The 18,710-nt window shown below is 64.5% G+C and carries 17 protein-coding genes and 1 pseudogene; 14 read left to right on the top strand and 4 right to left on the bottom strand.

Features of this window, described 5'->3' with window-relative positions; genetic code table 11:
• Positions 1 to 170 precede the first annotated feature (170 nt).
• The 9 genes and pseudogenes from ACSFA8_RS23020 (at position 171) to ACSFA8_RS22980 (ending at position 8,849) form a co-directional block, all read left to right on the top strand.
• Positions 171 to 1,203: pseudogene (locus tag ACSFA8_RS23020) on the top strand (IS30 family transposase).
• Between the two features lie 173 nt (positions 1,204 to 1,376).
• On the top strand, positions 1,377 to 1,733 hold the full coding sequence (locus tag ACSFA8_RS23015) for a diguanylate cyclase domain-containing protein (RefSeq protein ID WP_435481832.1): 357 nt from the start codon (positions 1,377 to 1,379) through the stop codon (positions 1,731 to 1,733).
• 523 nt (positions 1,734 to 2,256) lie between these two features.
• A complete protein-coding gene (locus tag ACSFA8_RS23010) occupies positions 2,257 to 3,369 on the top strand; it encodes a sensor histidine kinase (protein WP_435481802.1) in 1,113 nt (370 codons plus the stop codon).
• On the top strand, positions 3,366 to 4,520 hold the full coding sequence (locus tag ACSFA8_RS23005) for a sensor histidine kinase (protein WP_435481801.1): 1,155 nt from the start codon (positions 3,366 to 3,368) through the stop codon (positions 4,518 to 4,520). Before ACSFA8_RS23010 ends, ACSFA8_RS23005 begins: the two co-directional genes overlap by 4 nt.
• On the top strand, positions 4,513 to 4,926 hold the full coding sequence (locus tag ACSFA8_RS23000) for a cupin domain-containing protein (RefSeq protein WP_435481800.1): 414 nt from the start codon (positions 4,513 to 4,515) through the stop codon (positions 4,924 to 4,926). The genes ACSFA8_RS23005 and ACSFA8_RS23000 overlap by 8 nt, the downstream gene beginning before the upstream one ends.
• A 5-nt stretch (positions 4,927 to 4,931) precedes the next feature.
• Entirely contained in the window at positions 4,932 to 5,681 is a 750-nt protein-coding gene (locus ACSFA8_RS22995; protein WP_435481799.1) for a LytR/AlgR family response regulator transcription factor, read from the top strand.
• Positions 5,682 to 5,867: 186 nt separating this feature from the next.
• Positions 5,868 to 7,214, top strand: coding sequence for a vanadium-dependent haloperoxidase (locus ACSFA8_RS22990; RefSeq protein ID WP_435481798.1), 1,347 nt, complete (start codon positions 5,868 to 5,870; stop codon positions 7,212 to 7,214).
• Positions 7,215 to 7,227: 13 nt separating this feature from the next.
• A complete protein-coding gene (locus tag ACSFA8_RS22985) occupies positions 7,228 to 7,617 on the top strand; it encodes a hypothetical protein (protein ID WP_435481797.1) in 390 nt (129 codons plus the stop codon).
• A 323-nt stretch (positions 7,618 to 7,940) separates the two neighbouring features.
• On the top strand, positions 7,941 to 8,849 hold the full coding sequence (locus ACSFA8_RS22980; protein ID WP_435481796.1) for an alpha/beta fold hydrolase: 909 nt from the start codon (positions 7,941 to 7,943) through the stop codon (positions 8,847 to 8,849).
• Between the two features lie 134 nt (positions 8,850 to 8,983).
• Here ACSFA8_RS22980 and ACSFA8_RS22975 read toward each other — a convergent pair whose 3' ends face one another.
• The 3 genes from ACSFA8_RS22975 to ACSFA8_RS22965 all read right to left on the bottom strand — a co-directional run bounded on the left by ACSFA8_RS22975 (position 8,984) and on the right by ACSFA8_RS22965 (position 12,456).
• Entirely contained in the window at positions 8,984 to 9,355 is a 372-nt protein-coding gene (locus tag ACSFA8_RS22975; RefSeq protein ID WP_435481795.1) for a hypothetical protein, read from the bottom strand.
• A 611-nt stretch (positions 9,356 to 9,966) separates the two neighbouring features.
• Entirely contained in the window at positions 9,967 to 11,415 is a 1,449-nt protein-coding gene (locus ACSFA8_RS22970) for a carotenoid oxygenase family protein (protein ID WP_435481794.1), read from the bottom strand.
• Positions 11,416 to 12,456 carry a MerR family transcriptional regulator gene (locus tag ACSFA8_RS22965; protein WP_435481793.1) on the bottom strand — a complete coding sequence of 347 codons (1,041 nt, stop codon included), beginning with the start codon at positions 12,454 to 12,456 and terminating at the stop codon, positions 11,416 to 11,418.
• 545 nt (positions 12,457 to 13,001) lie between these two features.
• Between ACSFA8_RS22965 and ACSFA8_RS22960 the strand changes: the two genes are divergently transcribed.
• Entirely contained in the window at positions 13,002 to 13,499 is a 498-nt protein-coding gene (locus ACSFA8_RS22960) for a JAB domain-containing protein (protein ID WP_435481792.1), read from the top strand.
• A gap of 407 nt (positions 13,500 to 13,906) precedes the next feature.
• Here the strand turns inward: ACSFA8_RS22960 and ACSFA8_RS22955 are convergent, their stop codons facing one another.
• Complete coding sequence (locus ACSFA8_RS22955) at positions 13,907 to 14,791, bottom strand: LysR substrate-binding domain-containing protein (protein ID WP_435481791.1); 885 nt, start codon at positions 14,789 to 14,791, stop codon at positions 13,907 to 13,909.
• Between the two features lie 220 nt (positions 14,792 to 15,011).
• Between ACSFA8_RS22955 and ACSFA8_RS22950 the strand changes: the two genes are divergently transcribed.
• The 4 genes from ACSFA8_RS22950 (at position 15,012) to ACSFA8_RS22935 (ending at position 18,693) form a co-directional block, all read left to right on the top strand.
• A complete protein-coding gene (locus ACSFA8_RS22950; protein ID WP_435481790.1) occupies positions 15,012 to 15,773 on the top strand; it encodes an SDR family NAD(P)-dependent oxidoreductase in 762 nt (253 codons plus the stop codon).
• Positions 15,774 to 15,826: 53 nt separating this feature from the next.
• Positions 15,827 to 16,819 carry a TRAP transporter substrate-binding protein gene (locus ACSFA8_RS22945; protein WP_435481789.1) on the top strand — a complete coding sequence of 331 codons (993 nt, stop codon included), beginning with the start codon at positions 15,827 to 15,829 and terminating at the stop codon, positions 16,817 to 16,819.
• 62 nt (positions 16,820 to 16,881) lie between these two features.
• Positions 16,882 to 17,409 carry a TRAP transporter small permease gene (locus tag ACSFA8_RS22940; RefSeq protein ID WP_435481788.1) on the top strand — a complete coding sequence of 176 codons (528 nt, stop codon included), beginning with the start codon at positions 16,882 to 16,884 and terminating at the stop codon, positions 17,407 to 17,409.
• Between the two features lie 24 nt (positions 17,410 to 17,433).
• Positions 17,434 to 18,693, top strand: coding sequence for a TRAP transporter large permease (locus ACSFA8_RS22935; RefSeq protein WP_435481787.1), 1,260 nt, complete (start codon positions 17,434 to 17,436; stop codon positions 18,691 to 18,693).
• Positions 18,694 to 18,710: the final 17 nt, after the last annotated feature.

Genomic DNA, 18,710 nt, shown 5'->3' with positions numbered 1-18,710 from the left:
GCTGCGACCGCGATGGCCTGCTGGGACGCCGACCGACTTCTTCTTGCCGGTTCGGCTCCCCCTCCTTGAACAACCTGAAAGCAGACCTTCGCGACCGACGGCTCATGGCGGCGGATTCAACCGGTCGATGCAACACACTAATAACTGCGTAGGCAGACGGAGTGTTGCAGATGAAGTACCGGACAAGAACCTTCTACACGGACAGCCAGAAGGCACTGATGTGGGAGCGCTGGAAGGCCGGCTGGACTCTCCATCTGATTGCCCTGTTTGATCGATCGCACGGATCCGTACGAGGCATCCTGGCTCTGACGAGCGCCCTCCACGGTCAGCCGCGAGATCGAGCGCAATGGCGGGCGAGTTGGCTATCGGGCGAACCAGGCCGACAGCGCCGCTTGGGATCGTGCATATCGTCCCAAGCGCTGCAAACTGGCTGAGAACCGCGCATTGGCGCGCGTCGTGACCGATAAGCTGCGCCTGCTGTGGTCGCCGGAGCAAATCGCGGGGTGGCTCAAGCATACTTATCCGTGCGACGAGACCTTCCACGTGTCACACGAGACCATATACCGTAGCCTGTTCATCCAAGCGCGTGGCGCGTTGAAGAAGGAGCTGCTGGAGCACCTGAGACGTACTCGCGGCATGCGTCGCTCTCGTCACTACACGCAGAAGACGGCAATTCATGGGCAGATCGTCGATGCCGTTTCGATCAGCGAGCGACCCGCCTCAGTCGAGGATCGGGCAGTGCCTGGTCATTGGGAAGGAGACTTGGTGTTCGGCAGCGCAAACAGCCAAATCGCGACGCTGGTTGAGCGCCAAACGCGATATGTGATGTTGGTGAAGCTGGAAGGCAAAGACACGCAGACGGTCGTGAACGCGCTCATCAAGAATGCTCGCAAGTTGCCGCAGGAGCTCTACAAATCACTGACTTGGGACAGAGGCACGGAGATGCACGGGCACAAGCAATTCACGATGGCCACCGACATCCAGGTCTACTTCTGCGACCCACGCAGCCCTTGGCAACGCGGAAGCAACGAAAACACGAACGGACTGCTCAGGCAGTACATGCCGAAGGGCATCGATATCTCGGGCTACTCCCAGGCTCAGCTCAACGCGATCGCGCGACAATTGAATGCGAGGCCGCGTAAGACGCTCGGCTTCCAGACGCCCGCTGAGATGTTCAGCGAATCTGTTGCATCGACCGGTTGAATCCGCCCTCGCGCATTGACTTTGGCGCCCATCAATCACTACCGCCGCATCCACTGCCGGCCTCCGGTGCATCCATTCATCGACATCGACCACTTCAAGACGATCAACGACACCCAGGGCCTGCCACCGGCGACACGGTACTCAAAGAGTTCGCGGATCGACTGAAGGGCGCGGTGCGAATCAGCGACACGGTCGCGCGCCTGGGCGGCGACGAGTTCGTCGTGGTGCTCGAACAGTTGCACAACAACGAGGAGGCCGAGCTGATTGCAAGCAAGATCGTTGCGGCCATGCAGGCACCGATTGTGTTGGCGAGAGGCACCGTGACCTCCACGGCCAGCATTGGCGTGGGCCTGTTGCGCGACGACGACGAAGCCTCGTCCCCCGGGCGAGCTCATGGCCGCCGCCGATGCAGCGTTGTACGACGCCAAGTACGCGGGTCGAAACACGTTTCGCGTCCGTGCCTGCACATAGCAACGGCACCGTCTGACGGTGGGAGCCGATGGGCGGCTTGTTTCCCTAGTCGCGGCTAAACCTGCTGGCGTCGCTCGATGTTGTTGGGCACGCTCGCGGCGCTGTTGTCGGGGCGGGATTCGATGCTGCTGCATGCCGCCGGCCCGACAGCACCTACCGCACGGCCTGCAAGAGGGAATCAACCGGAGGCGTCTTTACGGGGCGGCCCGCGTCGTTGTCGACGGCTTTTCGTCTGGAAAGCATCTGGCTTCGTGCCTTTGAGACGAGGCCGTGATTCGGTCCCTATGTGCCTCCTTTGCTTGAACGACCGCTCCCGGCCCGTTGTCGGCCTCCCAATCCATTCGAGCGCGGTCTCGTCGCAGCCGGGCAGCATCCATCGCATGGGGCTAGGCAACCGCCAGGCAGTGGGCTACGGTTGGCCTTGAGCAGCCATTCCATCGCATCGGGAGTCGAGTTGGCCCAACTTTTGGACTTCGGCAATAGGGCGGATGGCGGGTCGGACAGATTTCTGGTAACACTGTTACTGCCAGCCATGGCGATCGGCAAGGGCATCGGCGAACGAATGGAAGGCAGGTTCCTGCGATGAAACATGTTGTTCGCGATCCGCACGTCGCCCTGAATCCGCCCGCGACGCCCGCTCGGCCGCCGCTTGCCATGTTCGCCGGGTGGGCCGTGCTGGTCGCCCTGGCGATGTCGGCGCAGCTATTGTTCCAACCCTTCGTGTGGCGCAACTGGCCGTGGGACGAGGTGATGACCGCATGGATCGAACTGGCAGGCAATCGCCTTGCGGTCGCGGTGGCCATCGCGCTGACGGCGGCTCTGGCCTGCCGACTTCCGTATCGCTCACCGCTGGCACGCGCCGCCGTGCTTGCCGTCGCCATCGTGGTCGGCGCTGTCGCGGGCGAGTTCGCACTGATTGCCGCTGGTTCGCTCGAGGCTCCCCCGGATGCCGTTGCGCTGCTGACGCGCGTGATCCAGTGGGGCATGCTGTCGGCCAGCATCGCCGGCCTGTTCTTCCTGTGGCGGCGCGCGAGCGCACTGCAGGCCGAGGCGCAGGCCCTCGAACTGCGGCAGGTACAGAACGAGCGCCAGATCGCCCAGGCCCGCCTGCAGGCGCTGCGCAGCCAGATCGAGCCGCACTTTCTGTTCAACACCTTGGCAACGGTGCGTCGACTGCACCATACCGAACAAGGCCAGGGCGCGCATTTGCTCGCCCATTTTCTCGACTACCTGCGCTGCACGCTGCCCGAGATTCAGCGCGAAGGAAGTACGCTGCGCCAGGAGATTGACCTGGTGCGGGCCTACCTCGCCGTGGTGTCGGTGCGGATGGATGACCGGCTCGACGTCGCCTTCGACGTGCCCTCATCACTGCTTGACTGCGAGTTCCCGCCGCTCGCAGTTGCCACGCTGGTAGAGAACGCAGTCAAGCACGGCGTCGGCCCCGCGCCGCAGGGGGGTTCCATCCTGGTGCAGGCGCGCAGCGTCGGCTTCTCGCTCGAAGTGGTCGTCGCCGATACGGGTATCGGCTTCTCCAGCGCCGGCATGGGCGGTTCGGGCATCGGCCTGGCAAACATCCGTGCCCGCCTGCTGACCCTCTACGGCCGCGACGGCACGCTGCTGCTCGCCGCCAACCACCCCTGTGGAGTGCGCGCTTCGATCCGCATGCCACTCGTTCGGTCCGGACATCTGCAATGACCATTGGCCGGCGGCACGGTCGTCGTTGGAGCCTCGGTGCGGCGACGCCGATGTGGCAGCGCGGCTTGGTCTATGGGCTGTTGTGGGGCGTCACGATCACGGCCGGCGAGGCGTTGAGCCTGCCGTTCGGCCACTTGAGTGGATCCGAGCATGCGATGGCAATCGGTTCACTCCTCCCGATGTGGGGCATCTCGGGTATCGCGATCGCCTGGGTCGCCTTCAGAGCCGAACACGACCAGCTGCAGACCTGGATGACGGCGCTGTTGATGGTGCTGCTCGCGGTGGCGCTGAGCGCGATCAACAGTGCGTTTTGGTGGTTGTGCGCCGAGTTGCAAATGCCACTCGCGGCCGCACGGGCACTCGGTGATCCATTGCCATCGTGGACCAACTTTTTCTACAACCTCTGGATGACCCTGTTCCACGGTGCCTTGTTCACCGCCGGCTGCATGCTCGCGATGCGCACCGAGCGCACACGGCATTTGCTAGGGGATTCACAGATTGCACGTGGCAAGAGCGAGGCATTGCTCGCGGACGCCCAGTTCGATGCCTTGCGCGCGCGCATCGATCCCGCGTTCCTGCTGCGCGCCATGGCCGAGGTCCAGCGGCGCTATGCGCAGGACGCTCCGGGCGCCGACAGCCTGCTCGATCAGCTCGTCGCGTTCCTGCGCCACGCGATGCCTGGAGTGCGAGGCGGCAGCTCGACCCTCGGGGCGGAACTGCGGCTGGCGCAGGCCTATGCACAACTGTGCGAACAGATCGACCCTCTGCGCTGCCGCTGGCGATTCCACCTGGCGGAGACGCCGCCCGACATTGCATTTCCGCCGCGGCTGCTGCTGCCCTTGCTCGACCAGTTGACGCCCGCGCATGTCGGCGGGGGTTCCGGCGAACTGAGGTTGGCAACGACGCAGGGCGAGTTGAGCCTCACGATCCACCATGCAGGCCGGGCGGCTCGCCTGGAGGAGCCGTTGGTGTACCGGATTCGGGTTGCGCTGCGGGCGACTTTCGGCGATGCCTGTTCGCTATGGATCAACCGCGCCGGGCTGCCTGACGCGCCTGCCCTGGTGCTTCGGCTCCCGCTCTTGGGCGCGGCGAAAGCGCCGGTGCCATCGCCGGCTCAAACATCATTTCCCCAGGAGGTGCACTATGGATGACAAGCTTCCCGATCACAACGCCGACGAGCTGCGTCGCATGCTGCTGACCTTGCTGCCGGCGCTCACGCTAGGCGCCGACGCCCTGGCTCAGGACGCTACCAAGGTGCAGCCCGGAGCCTACCGGGTGGCATTCGAGAACGATCGCGTCCGCGTGCTGGAGTTCCGCAGCCGACCTGGCCTCGGGGTGTGCGGTGTCGGCATGCATTCGCATCCGGCCCACCTGACCGTGACCCTGAGCGCGGGCAAGGCACGCGTCAAGACGCCCGACGGCAAGGAGTTCATCGGCGAGAACAAACTTGGCGACGTGTTCTGGAGCGAGGCCGAGACACACGAGGTCGAGAACATCTCGGGCAAGGACATGCGCGCCCTGCTGGTCGAGCTCAAGGCGCCGGCCGGCCGCAGCTGATTGCCATGCGCCCGACCACTGCCCTGATCGCCGAAGACGAAACTGTGCTGCGCGAGGAACTTCGCGCGCATCTGGCCACACTGTGGCCCGAGCTCGAGATTGCCGCGCTGGCCCAAAACGGCATCGAGGCGCTGCGGCTGATCGAGCGGCATCAGCCCGACGTCGCGTTCCTGGACATCGACATGCCGGGCCTCACCGGTCTGGAGGTGGCCAGGCAGTGCGAGGGGCGCTGTCATGCAGTATTTGTCACGGCCTATGACGCCTACGCGGTGGCGGCGTTCGAGCAGGGTGCCATCGACTATGTTCTAAAGCCTTACGACGCGGCACGCCTTGCGTCCACCGTGCGCCGGGTGCGCCAGCGACTGGATACAGCGCCGGTCTCGCTCAGCAGCGTGCTGCGCGAGCTCGCCGCCGCAGCGCCGCAACGCCAGCAACTGCGCTGGATCAACGCCTCGATCGGCAACGAGGTCAAGCTGATCATGGTCGACGAGGTTTGCTACTTCCAGTCCGATACCAAGTACACGCGAGTCGTCACCGCCGACAGCGAGGCCCTGATCCGCCGTTCCCTCAAAGAACTGCAGGAAGTGCTGGATCCGGCGAATTTCTGGCCGATCCATCGTTCGACCATCGTCAATGCCAACGCCATCGCGGGCGTGACACGTGACTTCCGCGGGCGGGTGTCGATCAGGCTCAAGTCGCGCAGCGAAAAGCTTCCGGTGAGCGACGCCAACGTGCATCTGTTCCGGCAGATGTGAAGTTCCAGAGCCGAATCCACGCAGCTTCGCGCCGCCAGGAAGGCGTTTCGTCGGCTCTTCTGCGCGCCGGTCGCATCGCCCTTCCGCGCCAGGACTGATCCGCCTAACTTGAGGTCGTTTCCGAGCAGAGTGCGACGGGAGCGCAGTGGGCGACTGCAATCGCCCGACCCTCAGGAGGGCAACGACATGAACGCAAGACAGTGGAAATACGCGTTGGGCGGCGGGCTCATCGCAATGCTGGGCCTGCTGCCAGCCTGCGGCGGAGGTGGGAGTGGTGGGGGCGCCGGCGTGGTCGGACTGGGCGGACTCGGCAGCTCGGCTGCGGTGGCGCCGCCCGTGAAGATCACCGTTACCGGGCCTAGTCCGGTGTCCTACTGGAACGAGGTGGCCGCCAACACCATCAATGTGCCGGCCGCATCCACCGGCTCTCCGGCCGAGCAGCGGCCGACAAGCTCGGTCGACCTGGCGACGGTGCACGTGGCGATCTACGACGCCGCGATGGCGATCACGGGCACGCACCGGCCCTATGCCGTGACTACCGTCACCGCCTCGGGCAGCGATGAGGCCTCGCAAGAAGCGGCCATCGGCGCCGCTGCCTACGGCGTGCTCATCGGCCTGTTCCCGAACCGGACGGCGCAGTACCAAGCGGCCTACGACAGCTATACGGCCGGCATTGCCAACGGCGATGCCAAGGCCCGCGGGCTCGTGCTCGGTGCCGAAGTAGCGCGCGGCATTCTGGCGCTGCGCGCCAACGACGGGCGGTCGGTGGCACTGGCGCCCTACGTGCCCGGCACAACCGCCGGGCGCTTTCGGGGCAGCAACCCGGTCAATCGCTACGCGCCGTTCATCAAGCCGTTCTCGCTGACCAGCGCGGCCCAGTTCCGCGTGCCGGCACCGCCTGCGCTCGACAGCGCGCTCTACGCGCAGGACTTCAATGAAACGCGCACTCTGGGTGACGCCGTGAGCAGTACGCGCACGGACGCTCAACTGGAAGTCGCAAAGTTCCACACTGAGCCGCCGCCGCGCTTCTGGCCGCGCAACCTGCGCCGGTTCGCCATGACCGACGGCCGGCTGGCCGACCATGCGCGCCTGATGGCCATGTTGTTCGTGGCCCAGGCCGACGCGGAGATCGCCTGCTTCGAGTCGAAGTACTTCTACGAGTTCTGGCGACCGCAGAGCGCGATTCCGCTGGGCGAAACCGACGGCAACGCAGCCACCACGGCCGACCCGGCGTGGAAGCCGGTGGTGCCGACGCCCAACCACCCGGAGTATCCGGCGGCCCATGCGTGCGTGACGGGCGCCCTGACCGAAGCGCTGAAGGCGTACTACGCCACAGACCAGATTGCATTCAGCTTCGACAGCACGGTGACCGGCAGCACCCACGTCTTCGATTCGACCGCCGCGCTGGTTCAGGAAACTCGCGAGGCGCGCATCTTCGGCGGCATGCATTTCCGCAGCGCACTGCTGAGCGGGGATCAACTGGGCGTCAATGTCGGGCGCTGGGTGGTGCAGCACAACTTTCAGCCGCGATGAAAAAGGGGCCGTCATGTCCACCCGCTGCGTCATCCGCACGCTGATGTGCGTCGCCGTGAGCCTCGTGGTCTTCGAGCAGCCGTTGCATGCTCAGCAGCGCGTGTATCTGACCAAGGCCGAGATCGAGCAGACCGTGATCGGCAAGGGCATCGTTTCAAGAAATCTTGCGAGCGGAATGCTCTCCCACTGGGAATTCCGATCCGACGGCCGCGTCTCTTTCGTCAACCAGAGTGGCCCAGGCAGTGCGTCCGGCACGTGGGTCATTCACGAGGGCGGCCTGATGTGCGTCACGATGGTTTCACGAACCGGCTGCCGCTATTGGTTCAAGAAGGGCGATACGGTGGCGAACACGAGCTCCAATGAAACAGATGCGCCAACGGTGGCCGTAATACGGTTTGAGTAGCTCCGCGGCAGTGGAGCCATGAATTTGGCCGGCTCTGCGAATGGCTGTTTTTGGCCGACTGAAGCCGGTTCAGCGATTGGAGCAATGGGTCCATAGCGGAAGTCAGACGCAGAGAAGCGGACCTAGGGCACGGCGAGCACACGGCAGGCGAACTTCAAAAGCCTGCTCAGGCATCGCAGCAAAAAACTTTGTCGATACTTTCCCAGTCATAGCAGACAGCGCAACAATACCCCGTCGCCGGAAAGCCTACGGCCTGGCGCGTGAGGGCCGCACCACGCTCCAGTGCACCACGAACCAATGCGGCCCAGCCATTGGAGGTACGTATGCGAGCCCTGAAATTCCTGCCAGTAGTAGCTCTGATCCTCGGATGTCAATCGACCCCTCAGCCGGTTGCGCGCACGTGGGAGCTGCCTGCCGGCGTCAAGACGATGCAGGTCAATGGCTATGACATGGCCTACGTGGAGAGGGGGTCGGGCGATCCCGTAATCTTTGTTCATGGCGCTGGTGTGGATTACCGCTATTGGGCGGCACAGATGGAGCCGTTTTCGGCGAAGTTCCGCACGATCGCCGTCAGCCTCCGCCGCTACTACCCCGAGCCGTGGCGCGGTGACGGTGACTTCAGCCTCAATCAGCAGGTTGCAGATCTCGAGGCGTTCATCAGGCAGCTCAACGCCGGGCCGGTGCATCTTGTCGGGCACTCTCGTGGGGGTTCGGTCGCGCTTTACACCACGAGCAAGATTCCCCGCATGGTCCGGACCCTCACTTTCGCCGAGGGCGGAACCGGCATGCCTGCCTTTTTCCCCACCGATCCTGTGCTGGCGGAGCGCCGCGGCATCGCCCTGCGTGCGATGACTGAGAAGCTCAAGAAGGGTGAAACCGAGGCGGGGCTTGAAATCTTCATGGACTACGTGAGCGGCCCGGGCGCCTGGAAGACCACCTCTGACGGCACCAAGAACTCCCTTCGCGCCAACGCCTGGACGCTTGCCGCCGCTGAGATTGACACCCCGACGTGGGCGCCGTACACCTGCGAGGATGCCAGGCGGCTGAATGTGCCAGTCCTGCTGTTGGAAGGGGAGTCGACGCCAGGAACCTTCAAAGCTACCCTGGACAACGTTCAGGCTTGCCTGCCCCGCAACACGCGAGGCGTCGTAAAGAACTCGTCGCACGGGACACCTCGAGCGAACCCGCAGGGCTTCAATACTGCCGTCATGACTTTCATCGCGGCGCATTGACTGCAACGCGCCTGCAGGTGCCGGTGTGACTGCCGGTTTTCAAATTGATCGCGATAGATGGAATGCGCCTGCCTCCGCGACGCCCCAAGAGCACTCGCGGCCGGCCGCTTTGGGACGACGTTCTCGAACGCCGGCTACTGGCCTGTATGAATCAACACGCTGCGCTTGGCCCCATCGAGCTCATATTCCATCGTGCTCCCCTTGGGAGCGCCAAGCTCAATGAGTTTCTTCCGCAGAAGTGGAATTCCCCTTGGCACATCTGTGAGTTCGACGTCCAACCCAACCCATTCAATCTTCTTTTCCTTGGACAACGAGCTTCCCCCTCCGGTGACTTCACCCAACCGCGCCTTCTTGAGAGCCTCATCGAGCGGGTCTTCATATTTGCTTTCGCGCTCAAGCGGCATGATGGGTTCCGCGATCTTCACGAAGACAAATGTAGGTCGCTGCTGGGCCGAAGAAATCGAAACCACCAGACATGCGGCCAGGAGTATGAAAAAGCGTTTCATGAGCAGCATCTGGGAAGACGGGGACGGTCAAAATCTCGAAGGACGAATTGAATGGCCCCTTTTGGCGACATCGTGCCACACCCGCACCAACGCCCGCAGGGCCCTATGCTGCCACTGACAGGCGCTCCCATCGGTGCGGAAGCAGTTCATCAATGCGGCTGTTCGGCTGCGCTGGCGGGCGCGTGAGCACGGCGCCTCGAACTGTGCGCCGGGACGGCACCGTTGCTTGGGATTGTCCATGCTGTGCGGTGGCAAGGCAGCGCCTGCGCCACCTCTACCGCACTCACTGCCTCCACCGCCTTCGGGACAGCTGGAGCCGAGTACGGATCGCCCAAATTTCCTTGAGCTTGAAAGGCCGCTTCTGCCCGATGAGTTTGTCTTTGTTCCACGGGGGCCGTGGTGCTGAGACGGTGAGAACGTCCATGTCGATCTCCTGTGCAGTTTAGGGATCGAAACCTTGCGCCGGTAGGGCACTTGGGGCCCAACGCAGCCGCTCATGGTTCACGGTTTCGGATCCATCCTGTCACTCAACACTCTCGGCAACGGACACTGCTGATGGCCTTACGAGGTCAACTGAGCACTCGCTAGCCGCTGTTGGCCACACTGGCGCGTTACAGGCCAGGTCGCCAAGTCCCGTGAAAACCGAACGGCACGCGGTGCGGCAAACGGGCGACCGCAACAGGTCCTGTGGCCAGGTCCATGGCATCGAACACCAGGAGGTCGCTGCGCTTTTCCTTTTCACGCCAGGCCACGGCAAGCAGCCAGCCGTCACCTTCGGCTGCGCCGGTCGCGCGCGGCACGAAGACCGGTTCGGACACCACGTCTCCATGCGGCAGCGTGTGCATGCTACGTTCGCACGTATCAAAGTCGAAACGGGCGAGGCTGTCATAGCGCACGCTTTCCGAGTCGTCCCGCGCGCGCGATGTCGCATGACAGGTGTAGAAGCCGTAGCGGTTGCGCCGGCCCGTGTAACGCTCGTCAATGCGTGGAAACTCCGCCACCAGGTCGTCGAGGTACTCGCGCTGGAACCCGGTGTCCGTGCCGCCCAGATTGAAGGTCCAGCGGCACAGGCGCGCGGCCATCGCCTCGGGTTCACCGGGACGGCCCTCGGCATCGGGCAGGCCCGGTGCCGTGTCCGACTGCATCACATAGGCCACGATGGTGGCGCCGTCGTCCCAGGCATTCATCACATGGAACACGTGGCAGGCGTCGGCGTCGAACCAGCGCAGCGTGTCCGCCGCACCGCCGTGCTGCATCACGCCAACATGGGTTCGCAGGCCGGCCTCCCAGGCCAGCAGTGGCTTACCGCGCATGGCGCGTTCCACGCTGAGCGTCAGCGGCGTGACGGGAAAGAGAACATGCCCGCGCGTCACCATGAAGTCATGCGCCATGCTGGCATACGGCGCTGTGAATGACTGGAGCCTGGTGACCTCGCAGTGCCTGTCCATCACGCCATAGAGCATGGTCGGCGAGCAGGGGCCATCGGGTGAGTACGCGAAGAAGTGCAGGTCGCCGCTCTCGGGGTCCACCTTCGGGTGCGCGGTACAGCGCGAGGTCACGCGGTCGCCGAAGCTCTGGTGGCCTTTGGAAGCCAGCGTATGGGCGTCGAGCTCAAAGGGCTGATGCGATTCTTCGAGCGCGAACAGCCGCTCACCATGCCACAGCATGCTGGTGTTAGCCGTGCCACCGTTTCGGCCCTGCACCAGCGGGTCGCTGGTGGCAGGGTTGCCGAAGGTGCCGAAGAGCGCGCGTCCAGCTGCATGCTCGAGCTGCCATTTCGGCGTGCGCGCCCAGCGGTTGCTGTACGACACCCCGCCCTTGTCGATGTGGAAAGCATGCACCATGCCGTCGCCGGAGAACCAGTGGTAGCTGTTGTCGCGCGGTGCGTATTGCGGGCTTGGGCCGACGCGGTACAAACTGCCCGACAGCTCGGGGGGCAGCCTGCCTTCGATGTGGAGCGTCGGGATATCGTGTTCCTCGGTGAGCGGCGCGTAGTTGCCGGTGAAGAAGTGAGGGTTGCTCTGCATCTGGGCGTTCACGTGGGGTTCTTTGGGGTTCATTCAGGAGGTCGATGCGCCGTCCAGCCGGGCGATCGCTTGCCCGACATAGGCAGCCAATGTCACGTCGATGCCCGAGCCGGCCCGCAGAGCCGCGTCGTGGCGGAACGCGCGTTGCAGCTTCGCGTGCAACGCGGCGTCGCCGCCGGCCTTGGCGAGCGAGAGCGACTGCCAACGCAGCGCCAGAGCGCGCATGGCTGCGCCGTTGGCAGGAGCGCCCGCCAGCATCTGTTGCCGCGCCTCGGCAATGAGCGGCGGCCACGCATCGGTCTGCGCAACGTAGTGCTGGCGCAGCTTGACCATGTCGTCGGCGCTGCAGTAAGGCGCGTAGAGCTGCAGGCGCGCGAAGGCCATCGCGTGCGAGATGTACCGGATGCACCTGCGATCCACACCGGTCAGCGCGTGGAGCGATGGCTCGTTCCAGTGCATCGTGTAGAGCTTCATCAGCAGGCCTTCGTCGCCACCGGCTTCTTCGAGCAACAGTTCTATCCAACGCTGCGCCAGGGCCTGTGCCTCCGGGTTCTCGGGCGAAACGCCGGCCGCAACCAGGTGTTGTAGCGACGCCGACAGCTCGGCGCGCTCGGGCGCCACGGCGTCAGCGAAACCCTCGCGTTGCGTCTTGAGTGTGCGCTGCTCGTCGTCGCTGAGGTACTTCGAGCCCGCGACCATGCATTCGAGCGCCAGGAGCCAGTCGTCGATGCGGGGTTCTTCGCTGGCCTGCAACTGGCTCTGCACCGTGAGCAGGTGGGTGCGCAGCGCCGATGCCTGCAGGATTTCGCGGTCGAGTTGCGCCACCTGCTGGGCCACGACTTCCGAAATCCCGCCGGCCGCGTTGTCGAGCAGGCCTTGTATTTCAGCGAGCGACAGGTCTAGTCGCCGCAATGCCTGAATGCGGTAGAGCCGCGCCACGTCTTTCCGGTCGTACAGGCGGTAGCCGCCACTGGACCTTTCGGACGGCACCAGCAGGGCGATGTCGTCGTAGTGCCGCAATGCGCGCACTGTCAGCCCGGTGCGCCGAGCGAGTTCACCAATCTTCAAAAACATGCCTTCCCTCTCAAGTTGAAGGCATCCTAGACCGTGCCGTGGCGAGAGGGTCAAGCTCTTTTTCAGTGTCGCCGCGCGTTGTTTTGAGGTCCGCTATCGATCCGGACGGCAGGCGCTCGTTGCCCGCTGAGGCCGGTGCCCTCAGGATATTGGAGAGTTGCTGGATGTCGCGCGAGCCCTCTTCGCGGATCTCAGTTCGCGGCGAGGCCTGAAGACAGTGTTTCGCAGGGCGGGCGTCCCCGGCTGCGCCGGTCGGGCCGCTCCAGGTTCGCGCTGGGCGCTCATCCTTCGGGACGGCCTTCGGCCGCCTTGCGCACCCCTGACGCGGGCGCGGGATCCGAAGACCTCCGGTTGTCAGTGGAGGGCGGGGTGGGCTTGCCTGTGTGCCCCGACGTTACCCCACCGTTCTCGCGTTCAAGGCCCTGCGCGCGCTGCGCGTGCTCGGCGCGTGCCGCGCGCCTGCGGCGGCCTGGAGCGCTGCGCTGCGGCGGGGTGCCTTGGGGTCACGCAGGCAATCCCGCCTGTGTCGTCCACAGGAGTTCCTCATGACCGCAGCTTCCGCTCTGTCCCATCATCAAATCCGCGTCCTCGACGCACTGCGTCCGATCCTCGGTGCCCAAGCCGAGGCACTCTACGAAGCGCATGGCCGCTCGCTGCAAAAGCTGGCCGGCTTTGCGCGCGACTCCTCCTTGCCGGGCTGCCGGCGTCTGGTGACGAGCCTCGCGCTGGCGCAGGAACTGCTCGTCGAGGAGCTGATCGCCGCGCCGGTGTTCGATGCGCCGACGGCGGTGGCCGACTACCTGAAGCTGCACTTCGCGGGCCAGCCGCACGAGAGCTTTGCGATCCTGTTCCTCGATGCGCGGCATGCGCTGATCGCGTTCGAAGACGTGTTCCGGGGCACCTTGACGCAGACCAGCGTCTATCCGCGCGAGGTGCTCAAGCGCGCGCTGCATCACAACGCGGCCGCCGTGATCCTGGCGCATTCTGTGGCGCGCGACAGAATGCGCCTTATGTTCCCCGAATCGTTATGTGCCGTGCCGTGACGGAGCCTGCGGCTTCCGTCGAGTCGGCAGCATTGCAGGCCACATAAGCAGACGTGGCATCTGGCATCACCGTCGTCGGTATTGATGTCGACGGGTGGTTGCCTTGAAAGCCAAGCCCCGGCGGCCTCCTAGTGTAGTGCGCCGCTCTGTTTTTTACTTATTGATCGACGCCAGCAGTGGTCACCTGCGAGAGCGGAAACCTTGCCCGGGATGTAGCGAGAAGTGGGGCGATCGCGCGACAATTGAATGAGAAGGCCGCGTAAGACGCTCGGCTTCCAGACGCCCGCTGAGATGTTCAGCGAATCTGTTGCATCGACCGGTTGAATCCGCCACCCAAAGGCGAAGTTCGATCGCATCGAAAGCGGTCGGACACGGCCGAACCGGAACGTGCTCGCGCTAAACGGAGTCTAGGTTTTGGACGCCTCACCGTGCAGCCAAGAAAGAAAGGCTTCCACCGGTGGTCGTTTTCCGTGCCTGGCTGGATACACCGCGAAATGCGCCTTGACCTTGACGGCCTTGTCGAGCCCGAACACGGGCCGGAGCTTGCGCTCGGCGATATGCCTGCCCGCGATCGTCGCGCTTTCGAGCGCAACGCCGAGCCCTTGCGTGGCCGCGTCCAATGACATCTGGGCCCGATCAAACCGCACCGAGAACCGATCAGGAGCGCGCAGGTCGGTGAACGCTCCGAACCAGTCGGACCACTGAACGACGCTGACGTTGCTCTGGATGAGCTTGATCCCGAGCAGATGCTCGGGCCGCTTCAGGCGGTGCGCCTGAATGAACGCCGGACTCGCGAGCGGCAAAACGCGTTCCTCGAACAGCGGCTCGACCACCAGCCCTGGCCAGTTCGGCACACCGTAGCGGATGTCGATGTCCGACTGGCCCAGTTCGAAGTCGCTCGGCGTGTGCGCCGCCGACAGGTTCAGCGAAATGTCGGGGTAAGCCTGCGCAAACCCCTGCAACCTCGACATCAGCCACTGGCTTGCGAAGCTGGGTGCCGAATGGACGTAAAGGCTGTTGCTGACCCCCTGCCGCAGGTCTTCCGTCGCAGTCGCAATGGCGGACAACGCACCGCCCACACGCGACAGGTAGGTTTCTCCGGCAACGCTGATGCGTACCCCGTGTGCGCTGCGCTCGAACAGGCGTACCCCCAGGTGCGATTCGAGTCGTGCGACCTGGTGGCTGACTGCAGAGGCCGTGAGGTGCAGTTCTGCCGCAGCGAGCGCAAAACTGCGCCGGCGCGCCACGGCCTCGAAGGCCTGGAGGTTGATGACCGGAGGAAGCGAAGCCATGGGGTCAACCCTGCCGTTGAGTGACGGAACGTCATCTTAGACTGAAAACACTTCGCTTGTCGTCATGCAGCTCAGCGCCGAATATTCGCTTCACGAACACGGGAGACAAGCCGCGGCACACCAGCCGAGGCACCCGCAGAGGGTCACAGACCCCAGGGTCCGGAACGCCTGCTGTCTCCAGAGTTCGCCCCGAACCTTTATTTGCTGGAGACCCACGACAATGCTGCTCAAGGACAAAGTTGCCGTCATCACCGGCGGTGCCGGCCTCAACGGCCTCGGCTTCGCCACCGCTCGATTGATGGCATCGCACGGTGCCCGCGTCGTCGTGCTCGATCTCGCCCGCGCCGAGCCGGCCGCCGCTGCAACGCAGCTTGGCACCGGTCACCTCGGCCCGCACTTGGGTCTTGTTGCCGACGTGACCGACAAGGCCTCATGCGACGCCGCCGCAGCGGCGGTGCTGAAGGCCTTCGGCCGCATCGACGTACTGGTCAACAACGCCGGCATCACGCAGCCGGCGAAGACCTGCGACATCACCGGCGCCGACTACGACCGCATCCTCGACGTGAGCTTGCGCGGCACGCTGTACATGTCGCAGGCGGTGCTGCCGGCGATGCAGGCGCAGCAGAGCGGCTCGATTGTGTGCATCTCGTCGGTTTCGGCACAGCGCGGTGGCGGCATCCTCGGCGGCCCGCACTACTCAGCGGCCAAAGCCGGCGTGCTCGGCCTTGCCCGCGCGATGGCGCGCGAGTTTGGCCCAGAGGGTATTCGCGTCAACTGCATCACCCCGGGCCTGATCGGCACCGACATTATCAAGGGCAAGCTCACCGAAGAGAAGAAGGCCGAGATCGCCGAGACGATCCCGCTGGCCCGCCTGGGCCGCCCCGATGACATTGGCGGCGCCTGCGTCTTTCTTGCCAGCGACCTTTCGCTGTACTGCACCGGTATCACGCTCGACGTGAACGGCGGCATGTTGATCCACTGACCGGCGCCCCAAAGCGCCATACCGCGACACAACACACCTGGAGACAAAAGACCATGCAACGCAAGACATTCACCCACACCCTGCTGGCCCTGGCGGCCGGCAGCCTTATGTTCCCGCTCGCCGCACAAGCGCAGGCCGTCAAGCTGACGCTCGGCCATGGCGCCGCCCCAGGCAACCCACGCCACGAAGCCGCGGTGAAGTTCGCCGAGGTGGTCAAGGCAAAGTCCGGCGGCCGCATCGAAGTGCAGGTCGCGCCGTCGGCTCAGCTTGGCGACGACGCGGCCATGGTGACGGCAATGCGAACCGGCGCGCTGGACATGTCGGCCAACTCGCAAGGCGCGGTCGCCAACGCCGTGCCCGAGTACGCCGCGTTCGGCATGCCGTTCCTGTTCTCCAGTGCCGCCCAGGCCTTCAAGGTGCTGGACGGTCCGCTCGGCAAGGAACTCTCCGACAAGTCCGCTGAAAAGGGCCTGATCCTGCTCGGCTATTGGGACAACGGCATCCGCCACATGACCAACAGCAAGCGCCCGATCACCAAGGTCGAGGACATGAAGGGCCTGAAGATGCGCACCCCGCCCGACACGGTGTTGGTAGACATCATGCAGTCGCTCGGCGCCGAGGCCCAGCAGATCAAGTTCGCCGAGCTCTACGTGGCCCTGCAGCAAGGCGTGGTTGATGGCCAGGAGAACCCGCTGGTGAACATCCACGCCAGCAAGCTCTACGAGGTACAGAAGCACCTGGCGCTGACCAGCCACATGTTCCAGATGACGCCCTTCCTGATGGGCAAGCGCAGCTGGGACCGGCTGTCGGAAGCCGACAGAAAGGCCGTCATCGAAGCAGCTGCCGAAGCCACGGCGCTGCAACGCAAGCTGTCGCAAGAGTCGGACGACAAGTTGCTGGCTGAACTCAAGGCCAAGGGCGTGCAGGTCACCACGGTCGACAAGGTCGCCTTCGAGAAGGCCACCGCACCGGTCGACGACAAGTGGCTGGCTACTCCCATCGGCCCGTACGTCAAGAAGGTAATCGCGGCAGCACGCTCCAAATAACCCTGGTTTGAGCGGCTTCACGGCGCCACCGGCGCCCTCGGATCCGCACTGAGGAGACTTTCATGAATGTTGTCGAACGCAACGCGGTCGAACGCGGCGTGGTGGGCCTGTGTCAGGTGGTGCTGTGGCTCAGCACGGTCGCGATCTTCGTGATCCTGGTGGCCAACACCGTGCTTCGGTATGCCAGAGGGTCCAGCCTGCAGTGGGCGAACGAGGTGCCGGAGTTGCTGTTTCCGTGGATGGTGATGGCCGGCGTGGTGCTGGCTGCCGTCCACAGCGCACACATCGCGACCACCTTCCTGATGGAGGCCATACCCGCCGCGGCGCGGCGCGTGGTCAGCGTGCTGAGCTGGCTGGTCGTCGCAGGGCTGTACGGCACGTTGGCCTGGGCGACTTTTCGCATGCTCGATGTCGTGCACGACGAAAAGTCTCCGATCCTGCAAGTTCCTGGTTCGCTGACCTACAGCTGCGTGATGGTGGGCATGGCCCTGCTCGCACTGCTGGCGCTGCAGTCCGCCTGGCAGGCCTCGCGCACCCAGCCTGAGCCTGCACACGACGCCGAACCCCAAGTGCCGACGGCGCACTGGTAGCCCCCGAATTAACTGGAGAACACCATGAGTGCACTCATCCTGCTTGTCTTTCTCGGTGCAGCGGTGGCCGCCATGCCGATCGCCCATGCGCTGCTGCTTGCCGCAATGGCCGCTGCCGCGACCTCGGACCGCGTGCCCCTGGATCTGCTCGTGCAGCAGATGGTGGCGCAGGTGCAGAGCTTCCCCTTGATCGCGATTCCGTTCTTCATGTTGACCGGCTCGTTGATGATGGGCGGCAAGCTCGGCCAGGCGCTGGTGGGCGTGTTGTCTGCGCTGATCGGCCGCTTCCACGGTGGCCCGGCCCAGGTCGGCGTGCTGTCGTCGACCTTGTTCGGCGGCGTCTCCGGCTCGGCGGTGGCCGATGCCTCGGCGATCGGTTCGCTGCTGATTCCCTGGCACAAGCGGCTCGGCTACCCGGCCGCGTTCTCGGCGGCGACCTTGGCTGCGGCGGCAACGATCGACATCCTGATCCCGCCGTCGATCCCGATGATCCTGTTCGCGCTGAGTTCGAACGCGTCGATCGCCGAGCTGTTCGTGGCCGGCGTGATGCCAGGCATTCTGATGTGCGGTGGCTTCATGGCGGCATGCTGGTGGGTCGGAAGGCGTCGCAACTTTCCGCGCGACACCACGCCCTTCGACGGCGCCGCGTTCCGCAAGCACCTGTTGTACGCCGCCCCGGCCGTGGTGCTGCCGGTGCTGATCATCATATTCCTGCGCTTCGGCATTGCCACGCCGACCGAGGTGGCGGTGCTGTCGACCCTTTACGCCGGCGTGGTGTCGATGCTCATCTACCGAGACCTGAGTCTCCAGCGCTTGCACCACGCGGTCGTGCAGGCTGGCCTGGCCACTGGCGTCGTGCTGCTGGTCATCATGACCTCAGCCGCGATCGGCTGGCTGTTGACCTTCGATCAGATGCCGCAGGGCATCGCGCAATGGGTCCAGTCCAACGTGCACAGCAAGTGGCTAGTGATCCTGTTGATGAACCTGCTGATGCTGTTCCTTGGCATGTTCATCGACCTGCCGGCTGCCGTGCTGCTGCTGACGCCCGTCTTCGTCCCGATGGCCCAGAGCATCGGCATGGACATGACGCAGCTCGGAATCATGATGGTCGTGAACCTCGCAATTGGCCTGTACACGCCGCCAGTCGGAACCACGCTGTTCATCACCAGTGCGCTGGCCAAGGTCAAGGTCGGCCAGACAGTGCGCGAACTCGGACCGTTCTACCTGGTCGCGTTCGGCGTCCTGGCACTCGTGTCCTATGTGCCAGCCAGCATCCTACGCTGACCCACCTTTCAACTTTC

Source organism: Variovorax nitratireducens (assembly GCF_051216545.1).
GTDB lineage: Bacteria > Pseudomonadota > Gammaproteobacteria > Burkholderiales > Burkholderiaceae_C > Variovorax.
Note: the sequence above shows the minus strand (reverse complement) of the source record. Positions and strands in the feature narration are given on the sequence as shown.